Genomic DNA, 18,704 nt, shown 5'->3' on the forward strand with positions numbered 1-18,704 from the left:
GCCTATTGCGCCAGCGCCGGGGCGTAGAACCGTTCCAGCCGCTGCGCGATTTGCACGGTTTCCAGCAAAAAGCCGTCGTGCCCAAAGCCCGAATCGAGCTCGGTGTACAGGGCCCCGGGAATACCCTGCGCCAACTCCCGCTGCTCGCTGACGGGAAATAGCACGTCGGACGTGATTCCCAGCACCAGCGTGCGCGCCTGCACGGTAGCCAGGGCCGCCGACACGCCGCCGCGGTGGCGGCCCAGGTGGTGGGTGTCCATGGCCCGGCCCAAGGCTACGTAGCTGTAGGCGTCGAATCGCGCCACGAGCTTGTCGCCCTGGTAGCGCTGGTAGGTGCTGGCGCGGTAGTCGCGCAGGCGCGGGTCGTCGTCGGCCTCGGTTTGGGTGGCGGCGTAAGCGTCGTAGCCGCGGTAGCTGAGCAAGGCAATGGCGCGGGCAGCCCGCAGGCCTTCGTCGCCGCCGCCGGGCTCGTTGGCGTGGTAGGAAGGGTCGGCTTCGATGGCCAGCCGCTGGGCTTCGTTGAAGGCGATGCCCCAGGCCGAATGCCGGGCATTGGTAGCAATAACCACCAGGTGGTCAAACGCTTCGGGCTGCGCCACGGCCCACTCCAGGGCCTGCTGGCCGCCCAACGAGCCGCCAATCAGGGTGTGGACGCGGTCCAGGCCCAACTCCTGGCGCAAGGCCTCGTGGGCCCCCGCCAGGTCGCGGATGGTGAGCAGCGGGAACTCCTGGTAGCGCGGCCGGCCCGTGGCGGGGTCGGAGCTGAGCGGGCTGGTGCTGCCGTAGCACGAGCCCAACACGTTGGCACACACAATGAACCAATCGGCGGGGTCGAAAAAGCAGCCCGGCCCAAACAAGCCCGGCCACCAGTCCAGCACGTCGGCGTTGGCCGTCAGGGCGTGGCACACCCACACCGCGTTGTCGCGGGCCGCATTCAGCTGGCCCCAGGTGCGGTACGCCACGTGGGCCCCAGCCAGCTCCGCGCCGCTCTCCAGCGGAAACGGGTCGGGCAATTCAAAAATGTGTTCGGGCATGGCCATATGGGAGTCGAAACCTGTCTAACGCTAAAACCCAGGGCCCCGGCGGCGGCTGCCGGGGCCCTGAGCCTCAGGTACTTTATGCGCCGGGGCGGGGCTACACCTCCAGCGGCTGCGCGTGCTGCGCCGCGGGCTCCGGAATGGACTCGTCGGTGTGCGCGTCGCCCTTGGGCGTGGCCTGGCTGGCGGCGGCCAGGGCCTGGGCCAGGTCGGCGGTGATGTCGTCGATGTGCTCGATGCCCACCGAGAGGCGCAGCAGTGTGGGCGTCACGCCCGATACCAGTTGCTCCTGCTCGCTCAGCTGCTGGTGGGTGGTGGCCGAGGGCTGGATGATGAGCGTTTTGGCGTCGCCCACGTTGGCCAAGTGGCTGATGAGCTTAAGGTTGTCGATTAGGGCCACGGCCGTTTCCTTGGTGCCGTGCAGCGTGAAGGAGAGCACACCGCCGAAGCCGCGCTTGAGGTACTTGGCCGCGTTGGCGTGGTGGGGGCTGCTGGCCAGGCCGGGGTAATTCACCTGGGCCACGCCGGGCTGCTGCTCCAGCCATTGGGCCACCTTCAGGGCGTTTTCCACGGTGCGCTCCACGCGCAGGCTCAGGGTTTCGAGGCCTTGCAGCAGCAGGAACGAGTTGAAGGGGCTGATGGCGGGGCCGAAGTCGCGCAGGCCCTCCACCCGGGCCCGGATGGCGAAGGCGATGTTGCCAAATGGCCCGTTCTTACCGAATACATCGTTGAAAATCAGGCCGTGGTAGCCTTCGCTAGGCTCGGTGAACTGCGGGTACTTGCCATTGCCGAAGTCGTAGGTACCGCCGTCCACAATCACGCCGCCCACGCTGGTGCCGTGGCCGCCGATCCACTTCGTAGCCGACTCCACCACGATGCTCGCGCCGTGCTTGAGGGGCTGGAACAGGTAGCCGCCCGCACCAAACGTGTTGTCCACCACCAGCGGCAAATCGTGCTTTTTGGCCACGGCCGCAATGCGCTCAAAGTCCGGCACGCTGAAGCTGGGGTTGCCAATCGTTTCCACGTACAGGGCCCGGGTGTTCTCGTCGATCAGGGCCTCAAAACCGTCGGCGTCGTCGCCGTCCACGAAGCGGGCCTCGATGCCCAAGCGCTTGAACGCCACCTTGAACTGGTTGTAAGTGCCGCCGTACAGGTACGAGCTGGCCACAATGTTGTCGCCCTGCTTGAGGATGTTGTTCAGGGCAATGAACTGGGCCGCCTGGCCCGAGCCCACGGCCACGGCCGCCACGCCGCCTTCGAGGGCCGCAATGCGCTGCTCGAATACGTCGGTGGTGGGGTTCATCAGGCGGGTGTAGATGTTGCCGAACTCCTTCAGGGCAAATAAGTTAGCGCCGTGCTCGGCGCTTTTGAACACGTAGCTGGTGGTTTGGTGAATGGGTACCGCCCGCGAGCCAGTCGTAGGGTCGGGCACCTGGCCGGCGTGGAGTTGGAGGGTTTCGAAGTGCAGGGGAGCGGACATAAAAAGGGAGGGTTGAAAAACCGTAAAATCCTGAAAAAGAAGGGGTGAGCTGGTTGGAGCCGGGGGCCCTGGGCCGCGCCGGCGAGCAAAAAAGCCCGTGTGATTGCAGTGGGCCGGGGGCCCAGCGGGGTGCCCAGCGGCCCGGGGCGGCCCAGCCGGCCGCTACCCAAAAAACCAGTGGCAGGAGGTGGCGGGCAGGGCCCGCAGCATCAACCTAGCCGCAACAACACGGGCCCCAACAGCACATTCGCATTCGGCCGGCCGCGGCCAACGCCAAAAAGCCCAGCACCGGCAAGGCCGGCTGGGCAAGGGGGGTCGAATGGGAAACGGGGGGGTTGTTCATGGCACTCCGGTTATATTTCCCGCAGCGGCCGGGGGGCCGAGGGGTAGGATGTGGCACCTTTCGCGCGGTCGAAGGTTGCCAGCGGGTCGTAGAGCCTAGTCTCTCGCCGCTTCTGTATAAGATGAAACGCTGCACCGCCGCGAGGGGGAGCGTACCGGGTTGGTAATGGCAAATATAGAAGCGAAAATTTTGCTTCTGCAAGCGGTTGCTCAATTTTTTTTGCCGGGGGCCCAAAAAAGCCCGGACCAATGGCCCGGGCTTTTCTTGCCTTTTTTCTGCAAAAAAGAACCTAGATACTAGGTAAGGTCAACACCTGGCCTACTTCAATGAGGTCGGGGTTGTTGCCGATGAGGTCTTTGTTGGCCTCGTATAGCTGGTGCCACTTGGCGGCGTCGCCGTAGTGGTTTTTGGCAATTTTCGAAAGGGAGTCGCCGCTCACTACCGTGTACGTGTTTGCGTCGTTGCTACCGAAGAGGGCATCGGCGCCGCTAGCGGGTTGGGGAGCATCGACCGGCTTTTTTTCGCCTTCGGTGTTCAGGAAATCCATCAAGCCCATGGCGTGGGGGTGGGGGGTTAAGTGAAAACGGGTAAAATCTGGCCCGGGGCCCCAAAAGCTGGAGGTGCCGGGGCAGTTGGCGGTTTTTACGCAGGGCCAAGCATAGAAGTTGTCGAATAAACTATTTAATTGTCTTGCCGTAAGCAGGGCCGTCGGCAAGGGCCGATGCATCACCCTTACCCCATTACCACTACTACCCTTTCATGAAAAACTCCCAACTGGTTGCCCGCTCTTTTTTGGCCAGCTTCGCCCTGCTGCTCTCCCTGTTTGTGGTGGCCTGCGGCAACGATAAAGGCAAAGTAGAAGCCGTGAACATGCTGTACGGCACTGACAGCAAGGTGTGGAAGACCGCCAAAGAAACCGACGCCACTGGCGACAAAGTGAAGCAGACCGATGCCCAGAAGCAAGAGGAACTGCGCATTTTTGCCAACGGCAACTACACCATGACGAGTGCCGCCGAGTCGGTATCGGGTAAGTACACCTTCGACCAAGCCGCCAAAACCATCACGATGACGCCCCAGGGCGCCACCGCCGGCAACCAGTTCACGGTGGAAACCCTCACCGACGACAAGCTGACTTTGGTGGGCACGAGCGGTGCCAAGCTGATGCTGGAAAAAGAATAATTCCCGCCCAAATCTTTGAAAAAGCCCCGCGCCAATTTTGGCGCGGGGCTTTTTTTGTGGGCGTGCTAATGCAGCGAACACGCAGAAGGTGGTTCTTTGCGTTTGGCATTTTGCTTGGTTTAAACTTTTCTTTTGGCTTGACGAATGGCGTGGTTCCGAATGTTGCTGCTGTGGGGCGCGTGCCTGGGGGCCGCCGGGGTGCGGGCCCAAACTCCGGGCGCGCCGGGGCCCCGGCCGGTGCCGGCGCGGGCGCTGCGCAGCCTGAGCCCGGCCGATACGTCGTTTGCGGAGCTGGAATTTCTGCGGGCGGAGATTGGCGGGGCGCGGGTGGTATTTCTGGGCGAGCCCACCCACGGCGAGGGCAACGTACTGGCAGCCAAGGCGCGGCTGGCGGCGTTTTTGCAGCAGCGCCTGGGCTTCACCACACTGGCAATGGAGAGCGGCTTCTTTGAGCTGCACAAGGCCCAGCAGAGCATCGCGGCGGGTAAGTCGGTGGCCAAGAACCTGGCCAGCAGCGTGTTTCCGGTGTGGACGGCCACCCGGGAGTTTCAGGCTGTGGGGCCCCTGCTGGGCCCCGATGGCCTGCGCCTGATGGGCTTCGACCCGCAGCTGAGCGGTGACTACAGCGACGACCTGGCCGACGACCTGGAGGATTTCTTGGAGCCCGAAAAGGGCACCGACGCCGTGGACTACGAGCTGCTGGGCGACGTGGTGGACTACATGGCCGCGCACTACGCCGTGCCGCCGGCCCCCAAGCCGGCCGAGTTCCAGGCCGTGCTGGCCCAGGCCGACCGGCTGCTGCGCAAGGCCGCCGGGGCCCCCGCCGCCGGCCGCCGCACCGAGGCCGCTTTCTGGCAGCAGTGCTTGCGCAGCCTGGGGGCCCTGGCCCGCGACTACGCCGCCCACGACCCCGGGGCCAAAACCGCCGACACCTTCGTGGCTGCCGACAGCAACCCGCGCGACGCCCAGATGGCCGACAACCTGCTGTGGTACCTGCGCCAGCACCCGGCCGAAAAAGTGATTTGCTGGGGGGCCCTGCCGCACTTCGCCAACCACGTGGAGGTGCTCGGCAGCGAAGAACTGCGGGCCTACCAGCCCATGGGACGCGCCATAAAAACGGCCCTGGGGCCCAACCAGGTGTACATAATGGGCACCCTGGCCGGGGGCGGCACCCACGGCCTGGTGGGCACCGAGGGCGCGCCCGTGCCCCCGCCCGCCGCCGGCACCCTGGAGGCCGAGCTACTGGAAAAGGACGGGCCCCTGGCCTTCGTCAGCCTGAAGCACGACGCGCCCGGCTTGCAGCTTACCACCTACGCCTTTGACTACCAGCCGCTGGCGGGGCCCTGGAGCGAGGTGGTGGACGGCTTTTTGTTCTTCCGGAGCGTGGAGCCGCCGCACTTGGCCCTGCCCGACAGCGCCGCTGGGGCCCTAGCGGCGGCCACGGTGGCCGATACCACGGCGGCGGCTGTGGCGGCCCGTGCCGCGCCGCCCGGCTCGCGCAACCCCGCCGCCGGCCGGGGCGGGGCCCTGGTGCGCGCCGCCGCCGCGGCCCCCGATGTGTCGGGGGTGCGCACGGTGCGCGGGCAGGTGCTGGACGCGCGGAGCCGGGCGGGGGTGCCCTACGCCTCGGTGGTGGTGCCGGGGCAGGGCAAGGGCACCACGGCCAACGGCCAGGGACGCTTCTCGTTATCGCTGCCGGGGCCCACGCCGCTGCAAGTGAGCAGCTTGGGCTACGCCACGGCCGTGGTACAGTCGCCGCGCGGCAACGAGGAACTGACGGTACAGCTCACGCCCTCGGCCTATGCCCTGGACGAGGTGCGCGTGCCCACGGTGCCGCCCAGCCCACTGGCCATTATGCAGGACGTCATCAAGAACATCCCGGCCAACTACGAGCAGCAAGATTACGCCACGGAGGTGTACGCGCACCGCCGCATCAGCAACTTTGATACCCTGCGCTACGAGACCGAAACCGTGGGCCGGCTGCGCGTGCCGGCCGGCTACCGGCACTTTGTGGGCGGTTTGATCGGCGGGGGCGAGCGGACGAACTACGAAATCCAGCAGCGGCGGGTACTGGTGCAGCAAGGGGCCCCCATCAACCCGGTGGCCATCTACAGCGCGGTGCAGGGCGACTACGCCAGCGCCGCCGACCCGGTGCGCACGTCGCCGCTGTTCGTGGCCCGGTCCCTGCGGCGCTTTGTGTTCAAGCTCGACAGCGTGCGCGGCGAGGGCCCCGAGGCGGTGTACTTGCTGAGCTTCGCCGCCAAGAAGGCCGACCGCCGCAGCACCGGCACCAACCTGATGGGCGTATACCAAGGCCATCTACTGGTGCGCCAGCGCGACTACGCCGTGCTGCGCTACGAGGCCTTGTGGCAGGTCGATACGGCGGTTTTCAACGGCGAGGCGCGCAAAAACCGGGGCCGCGCAACCCTTAAGGACCGGGTCTTTACTCAAGTATTCACATCGGACCGCACCACCCACGTGGTGGACTACGCTAAGGGCCCTAATGGCCGCTACTACGCCCGCCGCAGCGTGGGCCAAAGCCAAAGCACGGGCCGCGTGCTGGGCAAAGCACCGTTCTATTACCAAAGCCTGAGCGAACTGTTCTTCAAACCGCTGCCCGAGGCGGGGCCCCTGCCGGCGCCCACCGCCAAGGCCAAAGGCCCGGCGACCCCCGTGCCCGAAGTGCCGTACCGCCCCGAGTTCTGGAACACGTACGCGCGGCCCGGTGGGGCCCTGGCGGCGCCGGCTACTCGGCCGCAGCCGTAGGGCCCCCAGCCGGGCGCGGGCTGAACACCCGCGCCAGCCAGCGCGGCAAGTAGGCCACGCCCAGGGCCAGGTAGAAGTAGTACGTGACGATGCGGTAGAGCAGCACGAGGAAGCTCGTCATGGCCGCCGTGCCGATGAAGCGGCCAAAAAACGTGGGAAACGCGCCCTCGGCGATGCCCGCGCCGCCGGGCGTGATGGCCAGCAGCAGCACCACTTTGTAGGTGATGTTGCGGGCAAAAATGAAGAGAAACGTGCCCGTGCTCATGGGCACGAAGGCGGCGATGAGGCAGCCGATGACGGCGTAGCGGGCCGTCCACACGAAGGCCGTGCTCAGGCAGGCGCGCCACCAGTACAGGGCCCCCGCGCCGCGCAGGTGGTTGGAGGCGTTCACCATTTCCTGGCCCTGGCGGTAGGCCAGCCGCCGGAACCGCCGCAGCCCGCGCACCGAGGCTAGCCGCACCAGCAGCCGCCGCACCGAACGTGGGTTCACGAGCAGCGCGTAGAGCAGCAGCCCCGCGTAGGCCGACACGGCCGCGTAGCTCACCACAAACAGCACCCGCAGCGTTTGCACAAATGCCGATTGCAGGCCCTGCGGGTACAGCCCTGCGCCTGCTAGGGCCACCACCAGCGGCACCATCAGTACGTAGTACAAGTTATCGAGTAGAGCCGTAACGAGCGTATAAGCCAGTGACTTGCCCAGCGGGATGCCTTCGCGGGTGAGGATGATGGGGGCCGCCGCCGTGCCGCCCGCCGCCGAGGGCAGCACGCACGAGGCAAACTCCCACACCACAATCACCCCGAACGACTGCCGCCAGCTCAGGGCCCGCTCCGTGATGTGGCGGATGCGGTAGATGTAGCCCAGGTCGCGGGCCCAGAGCACGAGCAACGTCACGAGCAGCCACTCCCACTTGGCGTCGAGCAGCGGGGCCAGGTCGCCGGGCTTGTAGGAGCGCCAGAACAGAAAGCCCACCACGCCCAGCCCAATCAGGGCCGGCACCACAATGCGCGACGGCCGCAGCTGCCGTAGCAGGGCGGCGTCCTGGTCGGCGGCGGGGCCAGTGGGCGGCAAGGGGGCGGGAGCGGGCATGGGGGCGGGGGTGTCCGGGCAAAAGTACGCGGCCATCTGCCGGGGCTACACCCCTCCTACGCAAAACGCCCCGCTGCGACGAACAGCGGGGCGTTATCAAAATGTGGCTGGGCCAACCGGTGGTAGGGGCCCCAGGCGCTAGGGGCGCCCGCCGGGGCTGCCCGCCGGCGTGATGCCGCCCGGCGACGTGGTGCCCGGCGAGGGCGTGCCCACCGGCACCGTGGTCTTTTGGGCCGGGGTGGCCGGCTTTGTCTTCGAGCTATCGGCCGGGGTCGTGGTAGCGGGTACCGGGGCGTTGGCCGGGTCAGGGGCCGCCGGCAGGCCGGTAGGCGTACCCGCACCGGGAATCAGGGCTGGCGTGGCCGCAGGTGCCACGGTGCCGTCGGGCTGCACCGCACCGCCAGCGGGGACCACGGCCGGGGCCGTGCGCGTCGTATCGGCGCGGGGAGCGGCCGTGGCCGGACGGGCCCCGGGGGCCCCAGCGGGCCGGCCGCCGCCCTGGCGGGCACCGCCGCCGCCTTGGCCACCGCCGCCGCCTTGGGCGCCAGTGTCACCGCCGAGGCCGCCGCCGCCGTTGTCACCGCCTTCTTTCAGGTCGTCGTTGTTCACGCCCTTGCGGTTGCGGGGGCGCTGGTCCACCGTCAGCTTGCCGATGCGGTAGCTTATGTTCACCTTAAAGCTCATGTTGTGCAGCACGTTGGTGCTGTTCTGCACGAGCAAGGGGCTCGTGATTTCGTTGCGGATGTTGATGCCGCTCGTGAAGAAGTTCTCGGCCCCGATGCCGAAGCTGCCGCGCTTCTCGGCGAAGTCGCGCTTCACGCTCAGGCTGTAGATGCCGAAACCGCTTTGAAAGCCCTGGAGCTGCACCTGGCGCCCGCGGTAGAAGGCAAAGGCCTGCAGGCCCCACACCTTGGTGAGGGCGTAGGAGCCAAACAAGCGGCCGCTCACCACGAAACCTTCGTTTTTGGCCGCCCGGTCAACATCGGTAATGCCGTTGTTCAGCACGGCGTAGTAGCCGTCTACCCCGCCGTTGACGCTGAATTTGCTGCCCGAGTTCTTGCTGACAAACACGCTGCCGCCGTAGGCATCTTCATTACCAATGTTTTGGTAGGTGATGTACACTGCTCCGGGGAAGTAGGTGAGGCCCAGTGGTGTGTTTACCGTGGGTGCATCAGTAATGGGCGTGCGCACCGACTGGATAGAACCCGTGGTGTTGCGCACGAAGCCCGAGAAGTTCAAGTTGGCCCCCTTGAGCGCCGTGCTGTAGCCTACCTCGTAGTTGTTGGTATACTCGGGGCTCAGCTCGGGATTGCCCTGGGTTTGAATCAACGGATTCGATGCCTGCACGTTGGGGTTCAGGAACTGCAACGACGGGCGCTGGATGCGGCGGTTATAAGCCAACTTCAGCACGTTGCCGTTGGCGAGCTTGCGCGAGAGGTTCACGCTGGGCACCAGCACGCCGTAGTTCGGAATATTGCCCACCGCGCCCTGGCCAAAATCGGCCGAGATGGTGGTGTACTCGTAGCGAACGCCGGGCTTCAGGGTGAAGCCTTTAGGCAGGCTCATCGTGTAGGCCACGTAGCCCGAGGCCACGTTCTGGTTGTAGTTGAACGAGTTATTGGGCTGCGTGAGCTGGCCGTAGTAGCTGTAATCGCTGTTGACGGTGCGCTTGATGTCCTTCACGCCCAGCTCCAGCAGCTGGTTTTTCACCGTCGGCGTCTGGTAGTCAATTTGAGCCGTCAGCTCTTGGTTCGAGCTCAGGTTGTCGTTGCCCGAGATGCCCGTGCGGCTCGCGTCGCTGGCGGCGTAGATGTCGTTGTTGAAGTTGTAGGTGCGGTTGTTGCGGCTGAAGAGTGTGAGTACGCTCAGCTCGCGTTGCTCCACCTCGTAGGTGTGGGTGTAGTTCAGGCTTGCATCCACCGTGCCCGACTCGTCGGTGGTTTTCACGTTGCGCGTCGATGTGGTGGGGGCCCCCGATGAAGTTACCAGCGCCGTGTTGGTGGCCAGCGCGTCCTGGTAGTTGGTGGCGTTGCGCGTGCCGTAGCTCACCGACGCCGCCAGCGAGTTGTGCTTGTCGATGTCGTAGTCCCACCCAAAGGTGTAGCGCCCAAACAGCTGGTTCTGGCGCGTGTCGGCTGCCTGCGTGGTGCGGGTCTGGTTGCGCGTGCCGTTGGTGGGGTCGACGTTAGTAATCAGCTGGTCGTTGCTGAAGCTGCCGGGCGTGTTGTAGCCGGCGCGCCCGAAGCCCCCGAGCGAGAAGCCCATTTTGCCAGTGCGGTAGCTGCCGTTCAGGCCCAGGTTGGCCGAGCGGGTGCCCACGCTGGCGTCAACGCCGAGCTGGCCGCCGCGCAGGTTGTTCTGCTTGGTCACGATGTTGATGATGCCGCCCGAGCCTTCGGCATCGTACTTGGCCGAGGGCGAGGTAATCACCTCCACGCTCTTGATCTGGTCGGCCGGAATCTGCTTCAGCGCGTCGGCGATGCTGTTGGCGGCAATCGTGCTGGGCTTGTTGTTGATCAGCACCCGGATATTGCTGGAGCCGCGCAGGCTCACGTTGCCGTCCAAGTCCACGCTCAGCAGCGGCACGCGCTTCATTACGTCGGTGGCGTCGCCGCCGCGAGTGGTCTGGTCGTTTTCGGCGTTGTACACCGTGCGGTCCACCTTCTCCTCAATCAGCGGCTTTTGGGCCACTACCACCACCTCGCCCAGCTTCTGGGCTGCGGCCGTCATGGGCAGGGTGCCCAGGGCCACCACGCCGCCCGCCGCGGGCACCACCACGCCGGGGCGGGTAATGTCCTGGTAGCCGAGGAAGCTCACCTTGATGGTGTAGGTGCCGGGCGGAATGCCGGGCAGCACAAACTTGCCGTCGTCGCCGCACACGCCCCCGTTCACGGGGGTGCCGGCCGCGTCCAGCACCGCCACCGAGGCGTACGACACGGGCTTGCCGTTGGCGCCGTCCGTCACGGTGCCCGTGAGGCGGCCCGCCACGCGGGTAGGGGCCCCGGGCAGGGCGGGGCGGGCGGGGGCCTGCTGGCCGTGGCCAGAAGAAATGGTGCCAACTAAAGCCGTGGCTAGTAGCAGGGTAGAAGGAAGAATTCTCGGTTGCATATATTTTGAGTAGCCCCCAAAGTGCGTATTTGGAGGAAAAAGGTTGCACCGCGCACCGGTTTTTTTGCGAAACCCCGACCAAGAGCCGCATTGTCCCGACGTAAGCTTATTTTTGGGCCAGTTGTTGCGGAGGTCCACAACTGCCTCGCCGGCCCCTTCGTACCTTTACTGCTGGCCGGCCAATCTTTTTGCGGGCCAGGCGGTTGCATACCGCCTCCCACCCCGACGCTTGCCTCTGATGACAGTTGAACCCGGCCCGCTCCTGGCGGCGATAAATTCGCCCGACGACCTTAAAAAGCTCGCCCCCGAGCAGTTAGTGCAGCTCAGCGACGAACTGCGCGAGTTCATTGTGCACACGGTGAGCATCTACGGCGGGCACTTCGGGGCCTCGCTGGGCGTGGTCGAGCTGTCGGTGGCGCTGCACTACGTCTTTAATACGCCCTACGACCAGCTGGTGTGGGACGTGGGCCACCAGGCCTACGGCCACAAAATCCTTACCGGGCGGCGCGACCGGTTCCCCACCAACCGGCGCTACGGCGGCATGTCGGGCTTCCCCAAAATGTCGGAAAGCCCTTACGACGCCTTCGGTGTGGGCCACAGCAGCACCAGCATCGGGGCGGCGCTGGGCATGGCGGTGGCTTCGGATTACAAAAAAGAGTTTGACCGCCAGCACATTGCCGTAATTGGCGACGGCGCCATGACGGCCGGCATGAGCTTCGAGGCCCTGAACCAGGCCGGGGCCCTGAACAACAACATGATTGTCGTGCTCAACGACAACTGCATGAGCATCGACCCCAACGTGGGGGCCCTCAAGGAATACCTGACCGACATCACTACCTCGCGCACATACAACAAGGTGCGCGACGAGCTGTGGAACGTGCTGGGCAAGCTCAGCAAGTTTGGCCCCAACCCCCAGCAGATTGCCCGCAAAGTGGAAGCCGCCATGAAGGCGACTCTGATGAAGCAGAGCAACCTGTTCGAGGCCCTCAATTTCCGCTACTTTGGGCCCGTGGACGGGCACGACGTGCAGCACTTGGTGGAGGTGCTCAACGACCTCAAGGCTATTCCGGGGCCCAAATTGCTGCACTGCGTAACGGTGAAGGGCAAGGGCTACGCGCTGGCCGAAAAGGACCAGACGCTGTGGCACGCCCCGGGTTTGTTCGACAAGATTACGGGCGAGATTTTCACCAAAATCCCCGATAAGCCGCAGCCGCCTAAGTACCAGGACGTGTTCGGCCACACGCTGCTGGAGTTGGCTGAGGCCAACGACAAAATCATGGGCGTGACGCCGGCCATGCCCTCGGGCTCGTCGCTGAACATCATGATGGCCGCCATGCCCACCCGCGCCTTCGACGTGGGCATTGCCGAGCAGCACGCCGTTACGTTTTCGGCCGGCCTGGCCACCCAGGGCCTGGTGCCGTTCTGCAACATCTACTCCTCGTTCATGCAGCGGGGCTACGACCAGGTGATCCACGACGTGGCCCTGCAAAACCTGCACGTGGTGTTCTGCCTCGATCGCGCCGGCTTTGCCGGGGCCGATGGCCCGACGCACCACGGCTGCTACGACCTGGCTTTCATGCGCTGCGTGCCCAACATCGTGGTGGCCGCGCCCATGAACGAGCAGGAGCTGCGCAACCTGATGTACACCGCCCAGCTGCCCGAAAATGCGGGGCCCTTTAGCATCCGCTACCCCCGTGGCGAGGGTGTGATGCCGGAGTGGCGCACGCCGCTGCAGCGCGTGGCCGTGGGCACGGGCCGCGTGGTGCACGAGGGCGAGGCTGGCGGGGTGGCCATCCTCACCATCGGCCACATCGGCAACTACGCGGTGAAGGCCGCCGCCGCCCTGGCCGCCGAAGGACTCGACGTGGGCCACTACGACCTACGCTTCTGCAAGCCGCTCGACGAGGAAATGCTGCTGTCCGTGGCCCGCCGCTACCGCGCCATCGTGACGGTGGAGGACGGCTGCCTGCCCGGCGGCTTCGGCTCGGCGGTGCTCGAATTTTTGGCCGACCACGGCCAGCACCTGCCCCTGCGCCGCCTCGGCATTCCCGACCGCGTGGTGGAGCACGGCACCCAGGACCAGCTCTATAAGGAGTGCGGCTTCGACGCCGCCGGCATCGCCCAAGCCGTGCGCGAAATGGCCGCCTGCATTCCCGCTGGCCTGCCCGAGCCCGCCCTGCGATAAGTTAACAATACTGCTTGGTTATAAGAAATCCCCGCGGCACGGAGCCGCGGGGATTTCTTATAACCAAGCAGTATTGTTAACTTATTAAAGTGGCTGCGCCCAACCCAGGTCCGTACCCGTGAGGCGCTGGAGCTGTCATTCAAACTGCCATTGCCTGGATAAGCTAACCCGACGCAAAAAATTGGTTTGACCAGTGTGGCTACCATTTACACTGATCTGAGAAGCGCTTTAGGTCACCACTTGGCTAACTGGTTTTTAATGCGCTTCAGCTAGCGGGTAGCCTTACTGCTTGACTAAGCGCAACTGCTGGGTACCCGCGGCAGAGCGTAGGCGCAGCAAATAAAAGCCGCTGGCGTAGCGGGCCGTGGTCCATGTGAGCTGCTGAGCCTCGCCCGCCGCGGCCTGCCCGCCGGGCAATTGCTCCACCAATCGGCCCGTTACATCGTAGACGGCCAGCGAGTAGGTGCCGGCCTGGGGCAGCGTAAAGCTGAGCGTGACCTCAGTAGTGAATGGGTTGGGATAAGCCTGCGCCGCTAGGGACTCGGCGCCCAGGCGCTCGGTGGTGACTAGCAGTGCATTTGTGGTGCTGGTGCTCGCGCTAGCTGGCACGTAGCGCAGGCTGGCGCCGGGGATGGCCTGCTTGCTCACGCCGGGGCCCTGGTAATTGACGCTGAGCTGGTTGCCGCCCCCGTTCTGGAAGTAGGTGACGGTGAGCAGGTGCGTGCCGGCCTGCAGGCCGACGGTGCCGCTGCGCTCCTGCGCGCCGTGGCTGCCGTCGTTGTCGACCACCAGCTGCGAGCCGATGAAGAGCTGCGAGCCGTCGTCGGAGGTGGTGAAGAAGGTGTACTGCCCGTCGGCGGGCACGGTCACGTAGCCCGAGTAGCGCAGGGCGTAGCCGTAGCTGCGCTGGGCCAGGCTAGCCGCGTCGAAGCCGGGGGCGGTGCCGGTTTGCTTGGGCGTGAGGCCGGCGAAGTCGGGCAGGCCCGTGAAGTTGGCGCCGCTCGCTTCGTAGTACTGGTAGCGCAGGCCGGCCACCGTGCTGGCGGGGTTTTCGGGGGCACGCAGGAAGCTAGCTGGCACGTAGCGCAGGCTGGCGCCGGGAATGGCCTGCTTGCTCACGCCGGGGCCCTGGTAATTGACGCTGAGCTGGTTGCCGCCCCCGTTCTGGAAGTAGGTGACGGTGAGCAGGTGCGTGCCGGCCTGCAGGCCGACGGTGCCGCTGCGCTCCTGCGCGCCGTGGCTGCCGTCGTTGTCGACCACCAGCTGCGAGCCGATGAAGAGCTGCGAGCCGTCGTCGGAGGTGGTGAAGAAGGTGTACTGCCCGTCGGCGGGCACGGTCACGTAGCCCGAGTAGCGCAGGGCGTAGCCGTAGCTGCGCTGGGTCAGGCTAGATACGTAGAAGCCGGGGGCGGTGCCGGTTTGCTTGGGCGTGAGGCCGGCGAAGTCGGGCAGGCCCGTGAAGTTGGCGCCGCTCGCTTCGTAGTACTGGTAGCGCAGGCCGGCCACCGTGCCGGCGGGGTTTTCGGGCGCACGCAGGGCGAGCGAGGTGCAGGCCGTGAGCACCACCGCGTTGGAGGGGGCCGAAGTTTCGCCGTTGAGGCTAGCCGTGGCGGTGTAGGTGCCGGGCGTGCTCGTCACCAGCGGGTTGGTAGTGCTGCTACCGGGTGCGAAGCTGAAGCTGGCCCCGCCCACCGGCGTGGGCGTGTTGTTGGGGGTGCCGCTGGCGGTGAGGCGCACTAAGCTGTTAGCCGCCGCGCCCTGATAGGCAGTAAAGAAGCCGCCCGCCAGCACCTGCCCATCGGCCTGCACGGCCACGCTGTACACATTAGCATTGGGCCCCTGGCCGACGGCGAAGCTGTTGTCGCGGCTACCATCGGCGTTGAGCCGAATCAGGAAGTTGGCCGCCGCGGTCCTGAAGCCATCGAACTCGCCGCCCACCAGCACCTTGCCATCGGGTTGCACGGCCACGCTGTTCACTAAATTAGAAAAGTCTTGTGTGCCACCTTGGCCGTTATTAAAGCTTGCGTCGGGGCTGCCGTTGGCGTTGAGGCGAATCAAGTGGGCCGGGTCTTGGTTGACGTACCCCACGTTGCCCCCGGCTAGTATCTGGCCATTGGCCTGCACGGCCAGGCAACGCACGTCCCCCGTGATGCTCGGGGTAAAGTTGGCGTCGCGGCTGCCGTCGGCGTTGAGGCGCACCAAGCCGTTGGCCGTCGCGCCCTGGTATCTTCTGAATTCGCCGCCCACCAGCACCTGCCCATTGGCTTGCACCACCACGCTGTATACGAAGCTAGTACTGAAGCCAGCGCTCGTAGCGAAGGTGGCATCGGGGTTGCCGGTGGCGCTAAGCCGAATCAGGTTGAAGGCAGGCGTGCCGTTGTAAGTAGTAAAGGTGCCACCAGCCAGCACCCGTCCATCGGCCTGCACGGCCACGCTTTCCACTGGGTAGTTGAAGCCTGCGCCGGTAACGAAGCTGGCATCGCGGGTGCCGTCGGGGTTGAGGCGCACCAGGCGGTTGGCCGGCGTGCCCTGGTAAGTAGTGAAGCGCCCGCCCACCAGTACCTTGCCGTCGGCCTGCAGGACCACGCTATTCACGTAGTCGTTGAAGCCCGCACCGGTAGCAAAGCTGTTATCGCGGGTGCCGTCGGCGTTAAGGCGCACCAGGCGGCCGGCCGCCACGCCCTGGTAGGTGGTGAAGCGCCCGCCCACCAGCACCTGGCCGTTGGCCTGCGCCACAATGCTCAGTACTATCTCATTGAAGCCGGAGCCGATAGTAAAGGCCGGGCTAGCCGCGCTGGCCGTGAGCGTGCGCGGCTGGCACACATCTAGTGGCCCAGCCGGGCTTAGGGTGGCTACCAGCCCCGCCGGGCGCGGGGCGTAGGTAAAGCTCGTGGCACTCGGCACCGCGCTGCCCGTGGCTGGCACCAGCGTCAGGGGGGCGCTGGCGGCATCTACTGGCACGCGCACCGTGAGGCTGGTGGCGCTCTGGGCCGCAATCAAGCCTAGCCCGCCCGTGCCGAAGCGCACGCCGCGCACCCGGTCGAGGCCCGCGCCCGTGATGGTTACGAGCGTGCCCGCCGGCCCGCTCGCGGGCATAATGCTGCTAGCCGCCAGCGGAGAAACTGTCGTGTTTAGCAGAACCCCGAGCGTGTTGCCAGCGGAATTGGCCACCACTAGGTCGAGGCGGTTGTCGCGGTTAATATCGGCTAAGGCAATATCGTAAGCCCCCGCGCCTACGCTTAGCGCCACGGCCGCGCCCAGCGCACCCGTGGCACTGCCCGGCAGCACGTACACCTTGCCCTGGTTAAAGTCACCCACCAGCACATCGGGGTAGCCGTCGCCGTTCACGTCGCCCACAGTCAGCCCGCTCAAGAAAGTGCTGGTGGCCGTGGCCTGGTAAGCCACGGCCGCGTTGAAGGTGCCGTTGGCATTGCCAGTCAGCACCTTCACCCCGGTTGCTGAGAAGCCAGACACGATGATGTCCAGCTGGCCATCGCGGTTGAGGTCAGCCGTTTCGATAAAGGGAGAAACCTGCCCCACGGGGTAGCTGACGGGCTTAGCAAACCCGGTGGCCTGGCCCAGTAGCACGTACACGTTGTTCTGATCCGTTTCGCTGATTGCCAAGTCGGCAAAGCCATCGTGGTTGAAGTCGGCCACGCTTAGGCCGCGCTGGTGGCTGCCGGCCTCGTAGGTCGAGGCCGCATCGAAGGTGCCCGCGGCAATACCGGGCAGCACGCTCACCTGCGTGTTCACGGTCGTCGTCACGGCATCCAGAACGCCATCGCGGGTTACATCGTATAGCTTTAGGCTATAGCTATTGGAGGGCGCGTTGTTTGCGTACGCGCCGTTTGGGTAGGCGCTAGCGGCCTTCAGCGTGCCGCTGCCGGTGCCCAGCAGCACGCGCACGTTGGGGCCGCTAGCCAGCACCACATCCAGTTTGCCATCGTGGTTAACGTCGGCCAGCGCCACCTCCTCGTTGATGCCGCCCACGGGGTAAGCCACGGCCGCCGCAAAGCCGCCAGCGGCCTGCCCCAGCAGCACGTTCACGTTATAGTTACTCGTGCTCACTAGGTCGAGCACGCCGTCGCTGTTAAGGTCGCCGGTGGCCACGAAGTTGTTTGCGCCACTGACGGGGTAGGTAGCCATGGGGCCAAAAGTGGCGGGCTGGGCCTGGACTGCGCCGGCCGTGGCGAGCAGTAGCCCCAGCGCCGCGAGGGGGCGGGCCAGGCAGCGCGGCGCTTGCCGCGGGTGGACTATAGAGGAAAAGTTGAGCATAAGCTTGCGTGAGTGAGAGGAGTGAAGAAAAAAAGAAGGCTGCGCAACTACAGCCAGACAGGGTAACTACTTTACAATAAGACGAGAGTGCACGCAGCGTGCAGGGGGTAGAATGGTCGGCGGCTAGCCTGCGTCATGCAGGTGGCCCCAGTGCGGCCGGGCTACTGACGATAGGGAGGTACCGTAGCGGGTAGTGTGTCTGCGGGACTAGATGGCCAAAATGGCCAACACAGCCGGACTTATGAGCGGAGCAAAATGAATGCTTAGCAGAGGTGGCGCGTGTGAAGAAGGCAACAAGGCACGGAGACGCAGCCACCCGAAGCAGTGACTGTTTAGGCCAAATTTGTTTGCTGACTTGTAAAGGGTAGGAGGGTAAAAGGCCGCAAGCCCGGCACCAAGAACTCGTGATCCGGTGTGGTGCAAAACTGCGAAGTGTTTAAGAACAAGTAGGACAAATCCTTGCCAATCTTTGCTATGTGCCAAAATCTTGTCATTTGGCAAGATTTTGGCGAGATAACGGCTGCACTAAATCAGCTGCTGGCTAGTATTGGTGCCTAGGTAGCGGGCGGGGAGGCTAACTCGGTTTTGTTACCTGCGGCTACCTGCAGCATGAAAAGGGGGCAACCGGTCCGATTCGCTGGCCGAGTTTCTGCCAAACGATTGCGATGCTGGTATTTTTTCAAAATGGCAAGGATTTATACCAGTCGCCAAAAACAGAATAGGCGTCATTACCACAATCCAATTGCAATGGGATTCGTCGTGTCTTGGCTATTGTACCCTATTGCAAAACGATCTACTGCTCTGCTTTTGATGGTGTCATTTCCAAGTGCCCTGTCCAACGCGACCTAAGTGTCCGCGGCGCTCAAGGACAGCAGCGAGCGATTACCATTACCCAGCTAGCTTGAGTCTGACTGCCGCCCCACCTGCGCGAAACGGCTCTAGCCGGTCCCAAGTGGGCCGCTTGGTATATAGGCATAGCGGCAGCCCAGCCCTTGCAGCCGGGTCTGGGTGCCTGCGGGGCCGCATTCATCGGCTACCAAAAAGCAACACGTAGCACAGCCACTGCCAAGGCGGTACAAGACAGGAGAGCATGGCAGCCCAAAATTGAAATTAGAAACTTCATATTTTGTTGACAGTAAAATATATAGATATTGGATGCACTGGATCTACCGGGGCTGGCCAGCGGCTAGGCTGGGGCCAGATAGCCCCCGGCCCCAGCCCAGCCGCTGAAACAATGTGGGCCG

Annotated in this window: 9 protein-coding genes and 1 riboswitch; of the genes, 3 read left to right on the top strand and 6 right to left on the bottom strand. The window is 64.9% G+C overall.

Annotation, left to right across the window (positions count from 1 at the left end):
* Positions 1 to 2: 2 nt before the first annotated feature.
* The 3 genes from metX to EAH73_RS15570 form a co-directional block, all read right to left on the bottom strand.
* On the bottom strand, positions 3 to 1,034 hold the full coding sequence (gene metX, locus EAH73_RS15560) for a homoserine O-acetyltransferase family protein (RefSeq protein WP_140468146.1): 1,032 nt from the start codon (positions 1,032 to 1,034) through the stop codon (positions 3 to 5).
* A 100-nt stretch (positions 1,035 to 1,134) separates the two neighbouring features.
* Positions 1,135 to 2,517, bottom strand: coding sequence for an O-acetylhomoserine aminocarboxypropyltransferase/cysteine synthase family protein (locus EAH73_RS15565; protein WP_140468148.1), 1,383 nt, complete (start codon positions 2,515 to 2,517; stop codon positions 1,135 to 1,137).
* A gap of 350 nt (positions 2,518 to 2,867) precedes the next feature.
* Positions 2,868 to 2,983: riboswitch (SAM riboswitch) on the bottom strand.
* Positions 2,984 to 3,149: 166 nt separating this feature from the next.
* Positions 3,150 to 3,416 carry a LysM peptidoglycan-binding domain-containing protein gene (locus tag EAH73_RS15570; protein ID WP_140468150.1) on the bottom strand — a complete coding sequence of 89 codons (267 nt, stop codon included), beginning with the start codon at positions 3,414 to 3,416 and terminating at the stop codon, positions 3,150 to 3,152.
* Between the two features lie 203 nt (positions 3,417 to 3,619).
* Between EAH73_RS15570 and EAH73_RS15575 the strand changes: the two genes are divergently transcribed.
* The gene (locus tag EAH73_RS15575; RefSeq protein ID WP_140468152.1) at positions 3,620 to 4,039 is read left to right on the top strand and encodes a hypothetical protein; all 420 of its coding nucleotides are present in this window, start codon (positions 3,620 to 3,622) and stop codon (positions 4,037 to 4,039) included.
* 144 nt (positions 4,040 to 4,183) lie between these two features.
* On the top strand, positions 4,184 to 6,805 hold the full coding sequence (locus tag EAH73_RS15580; protein WP_140468153.1) for an erythromycin esterase family protein: 2,622 nt from the start codon (positions 4,184 to 4,186) through the stop codon (positions 6,803 to 6,805).
* Here the strand turns inward: EAH73_RS15580 and EAH73_RS15585 are convergent.
* A complete protein-coding gene (locus EAH73_RS15585) occupies positions 6,786 to 7,892 on the bottom strand; it encodes a YbhN family protein (protein WP_140468155.1) in 1,107 nt (368 codons plus the stop codon). The two genes, EAH73_RS15580 and EAH73_RS15585, sit on opposite strands and share 20 nt — an antisense overlap.
* 138 nt (positions 7,893 to 8,030) lie before the next feature.
* Complete coding sequence (locus EAH73_RS15590; RefSeq protein ID WP_170214092.1) at positions 8,031 to 11,000, bottom strand: TonB-dependent receptor domain-containing protein; 2,970 nt, start codon at positions 10,998 to 11,000, stop codon at positions 8,031 to 8,033.
* A gap of 238 nt (positions 11,001 to 11,238) precedes the next feature.
* On the opposite strand from EAH73_RS15590, the gene dxs reads away from it, so the two are divergent.
* Positions 11,239 to 13,185: a 1-deoxy-D-xylulose-5-phosphate synthase gene (gene dxs / locus EAH73_RS15595; RefSeq protein WP_140468157.1), complete on the top strand. Its 1,947-nt coding sequence runs from the start codon at positions 11,239 to 11,241 to the stop codon at positions 13,183 to 13,185.
* A gap of 282 nt (positions 13,186 to 13,467) precedes the next feature.
* Here the strand turns inward: dxs and EAH73_RS15600 are convergent, their stop codons facing one another.
* A complete protein-coding gene (locus EAH73_RS15600; protein ID WP_140468159.1) occupies positions 13,468 to 17,460 on the bottom strand; it encodes an FG-GAP-like repeat-containing protein in 3,993 nt (1,330 codons plus the stop codon).
* Between the last annotated feature and the right edge of the window lie 1,244 nt (positions 17,461 to 18,704).

This window comes from Hymenobacter nivis (genome assembly GCF_006439025.1).
Classification (GTDB): domain Bacteria; phylum Bacteroidota; class Bacteroidia; order Cytophagales; family Hymenobacteraceae; genus Hymenobacter; species Hymenobacter nivis_A.

Bases quoted from the DNA above. Each gene is read 5' to 3' on its own strand.
- metX (WP_140468146.1), bottom strand. From the start codon at position 1,034: ATGCCCGAACACATTTTTGAATTGCCCGACCCGTTTCCGCTGGAGAGC.
- EAH73_RS15565 (WP_140468148.1), bottom strand. From the start codon at position 2,517: ATGTCCGCTCCCCTGCACTTCGAAACCCTCCAACTCCACGCCGGCCAG.
- EAH73_RS15570 (WP_140468150.1), bottom strand. From the start codon at position 3,416: ATGGGCTTGATGGATTTCCTGAACACCGAAGGCGAAAAAAAGCCGGTC.
- EAH73_RS15575 (WP_140468152.1), top strand. From the start codon at position 3,620: ATGAAAAACTCCCAACTGGTTGCCCGCTCTTTTTTGGCCAGCTTCGCC.
- EAH73_RS15580 (WP_140468153.1), top strand. From the start codon at position 4,184: ATGGCGTGGTTCCGAATGTTGCTGCTGTGGGGCGCGTGCCTGGGGGCC.
- EAH73_RS15585 (WP_140468155.1), bottom strand. From the start codon at position 7,892: ATGCCCGCTCCCGCCCCCTTGCCGCCCACTGGCCCCGCCGCCGACCAG.
- EAH73_RS15590 (WP_170214092.1), bottom strand. From the start codon at position 11,000: ATGCAACCGAGAATTCTTCCTTCTACCCTGCTACTAGCCACGGCTTTA.
- dxs (WP_140468157.1), top strand. From the start codon at position 11,239: ATGACAGTTGAACCCGGCCCGCTCCTGGCGGCGATAAATTCGCCCGAC.
- EAH73_RS15600 (WP_140468159.1), bottom strand. From the start codon at position 17,460: ATGCTCAACTTTTCCTCTATAGTCCACCCGCGGCAAGCGCCGCGCTGC.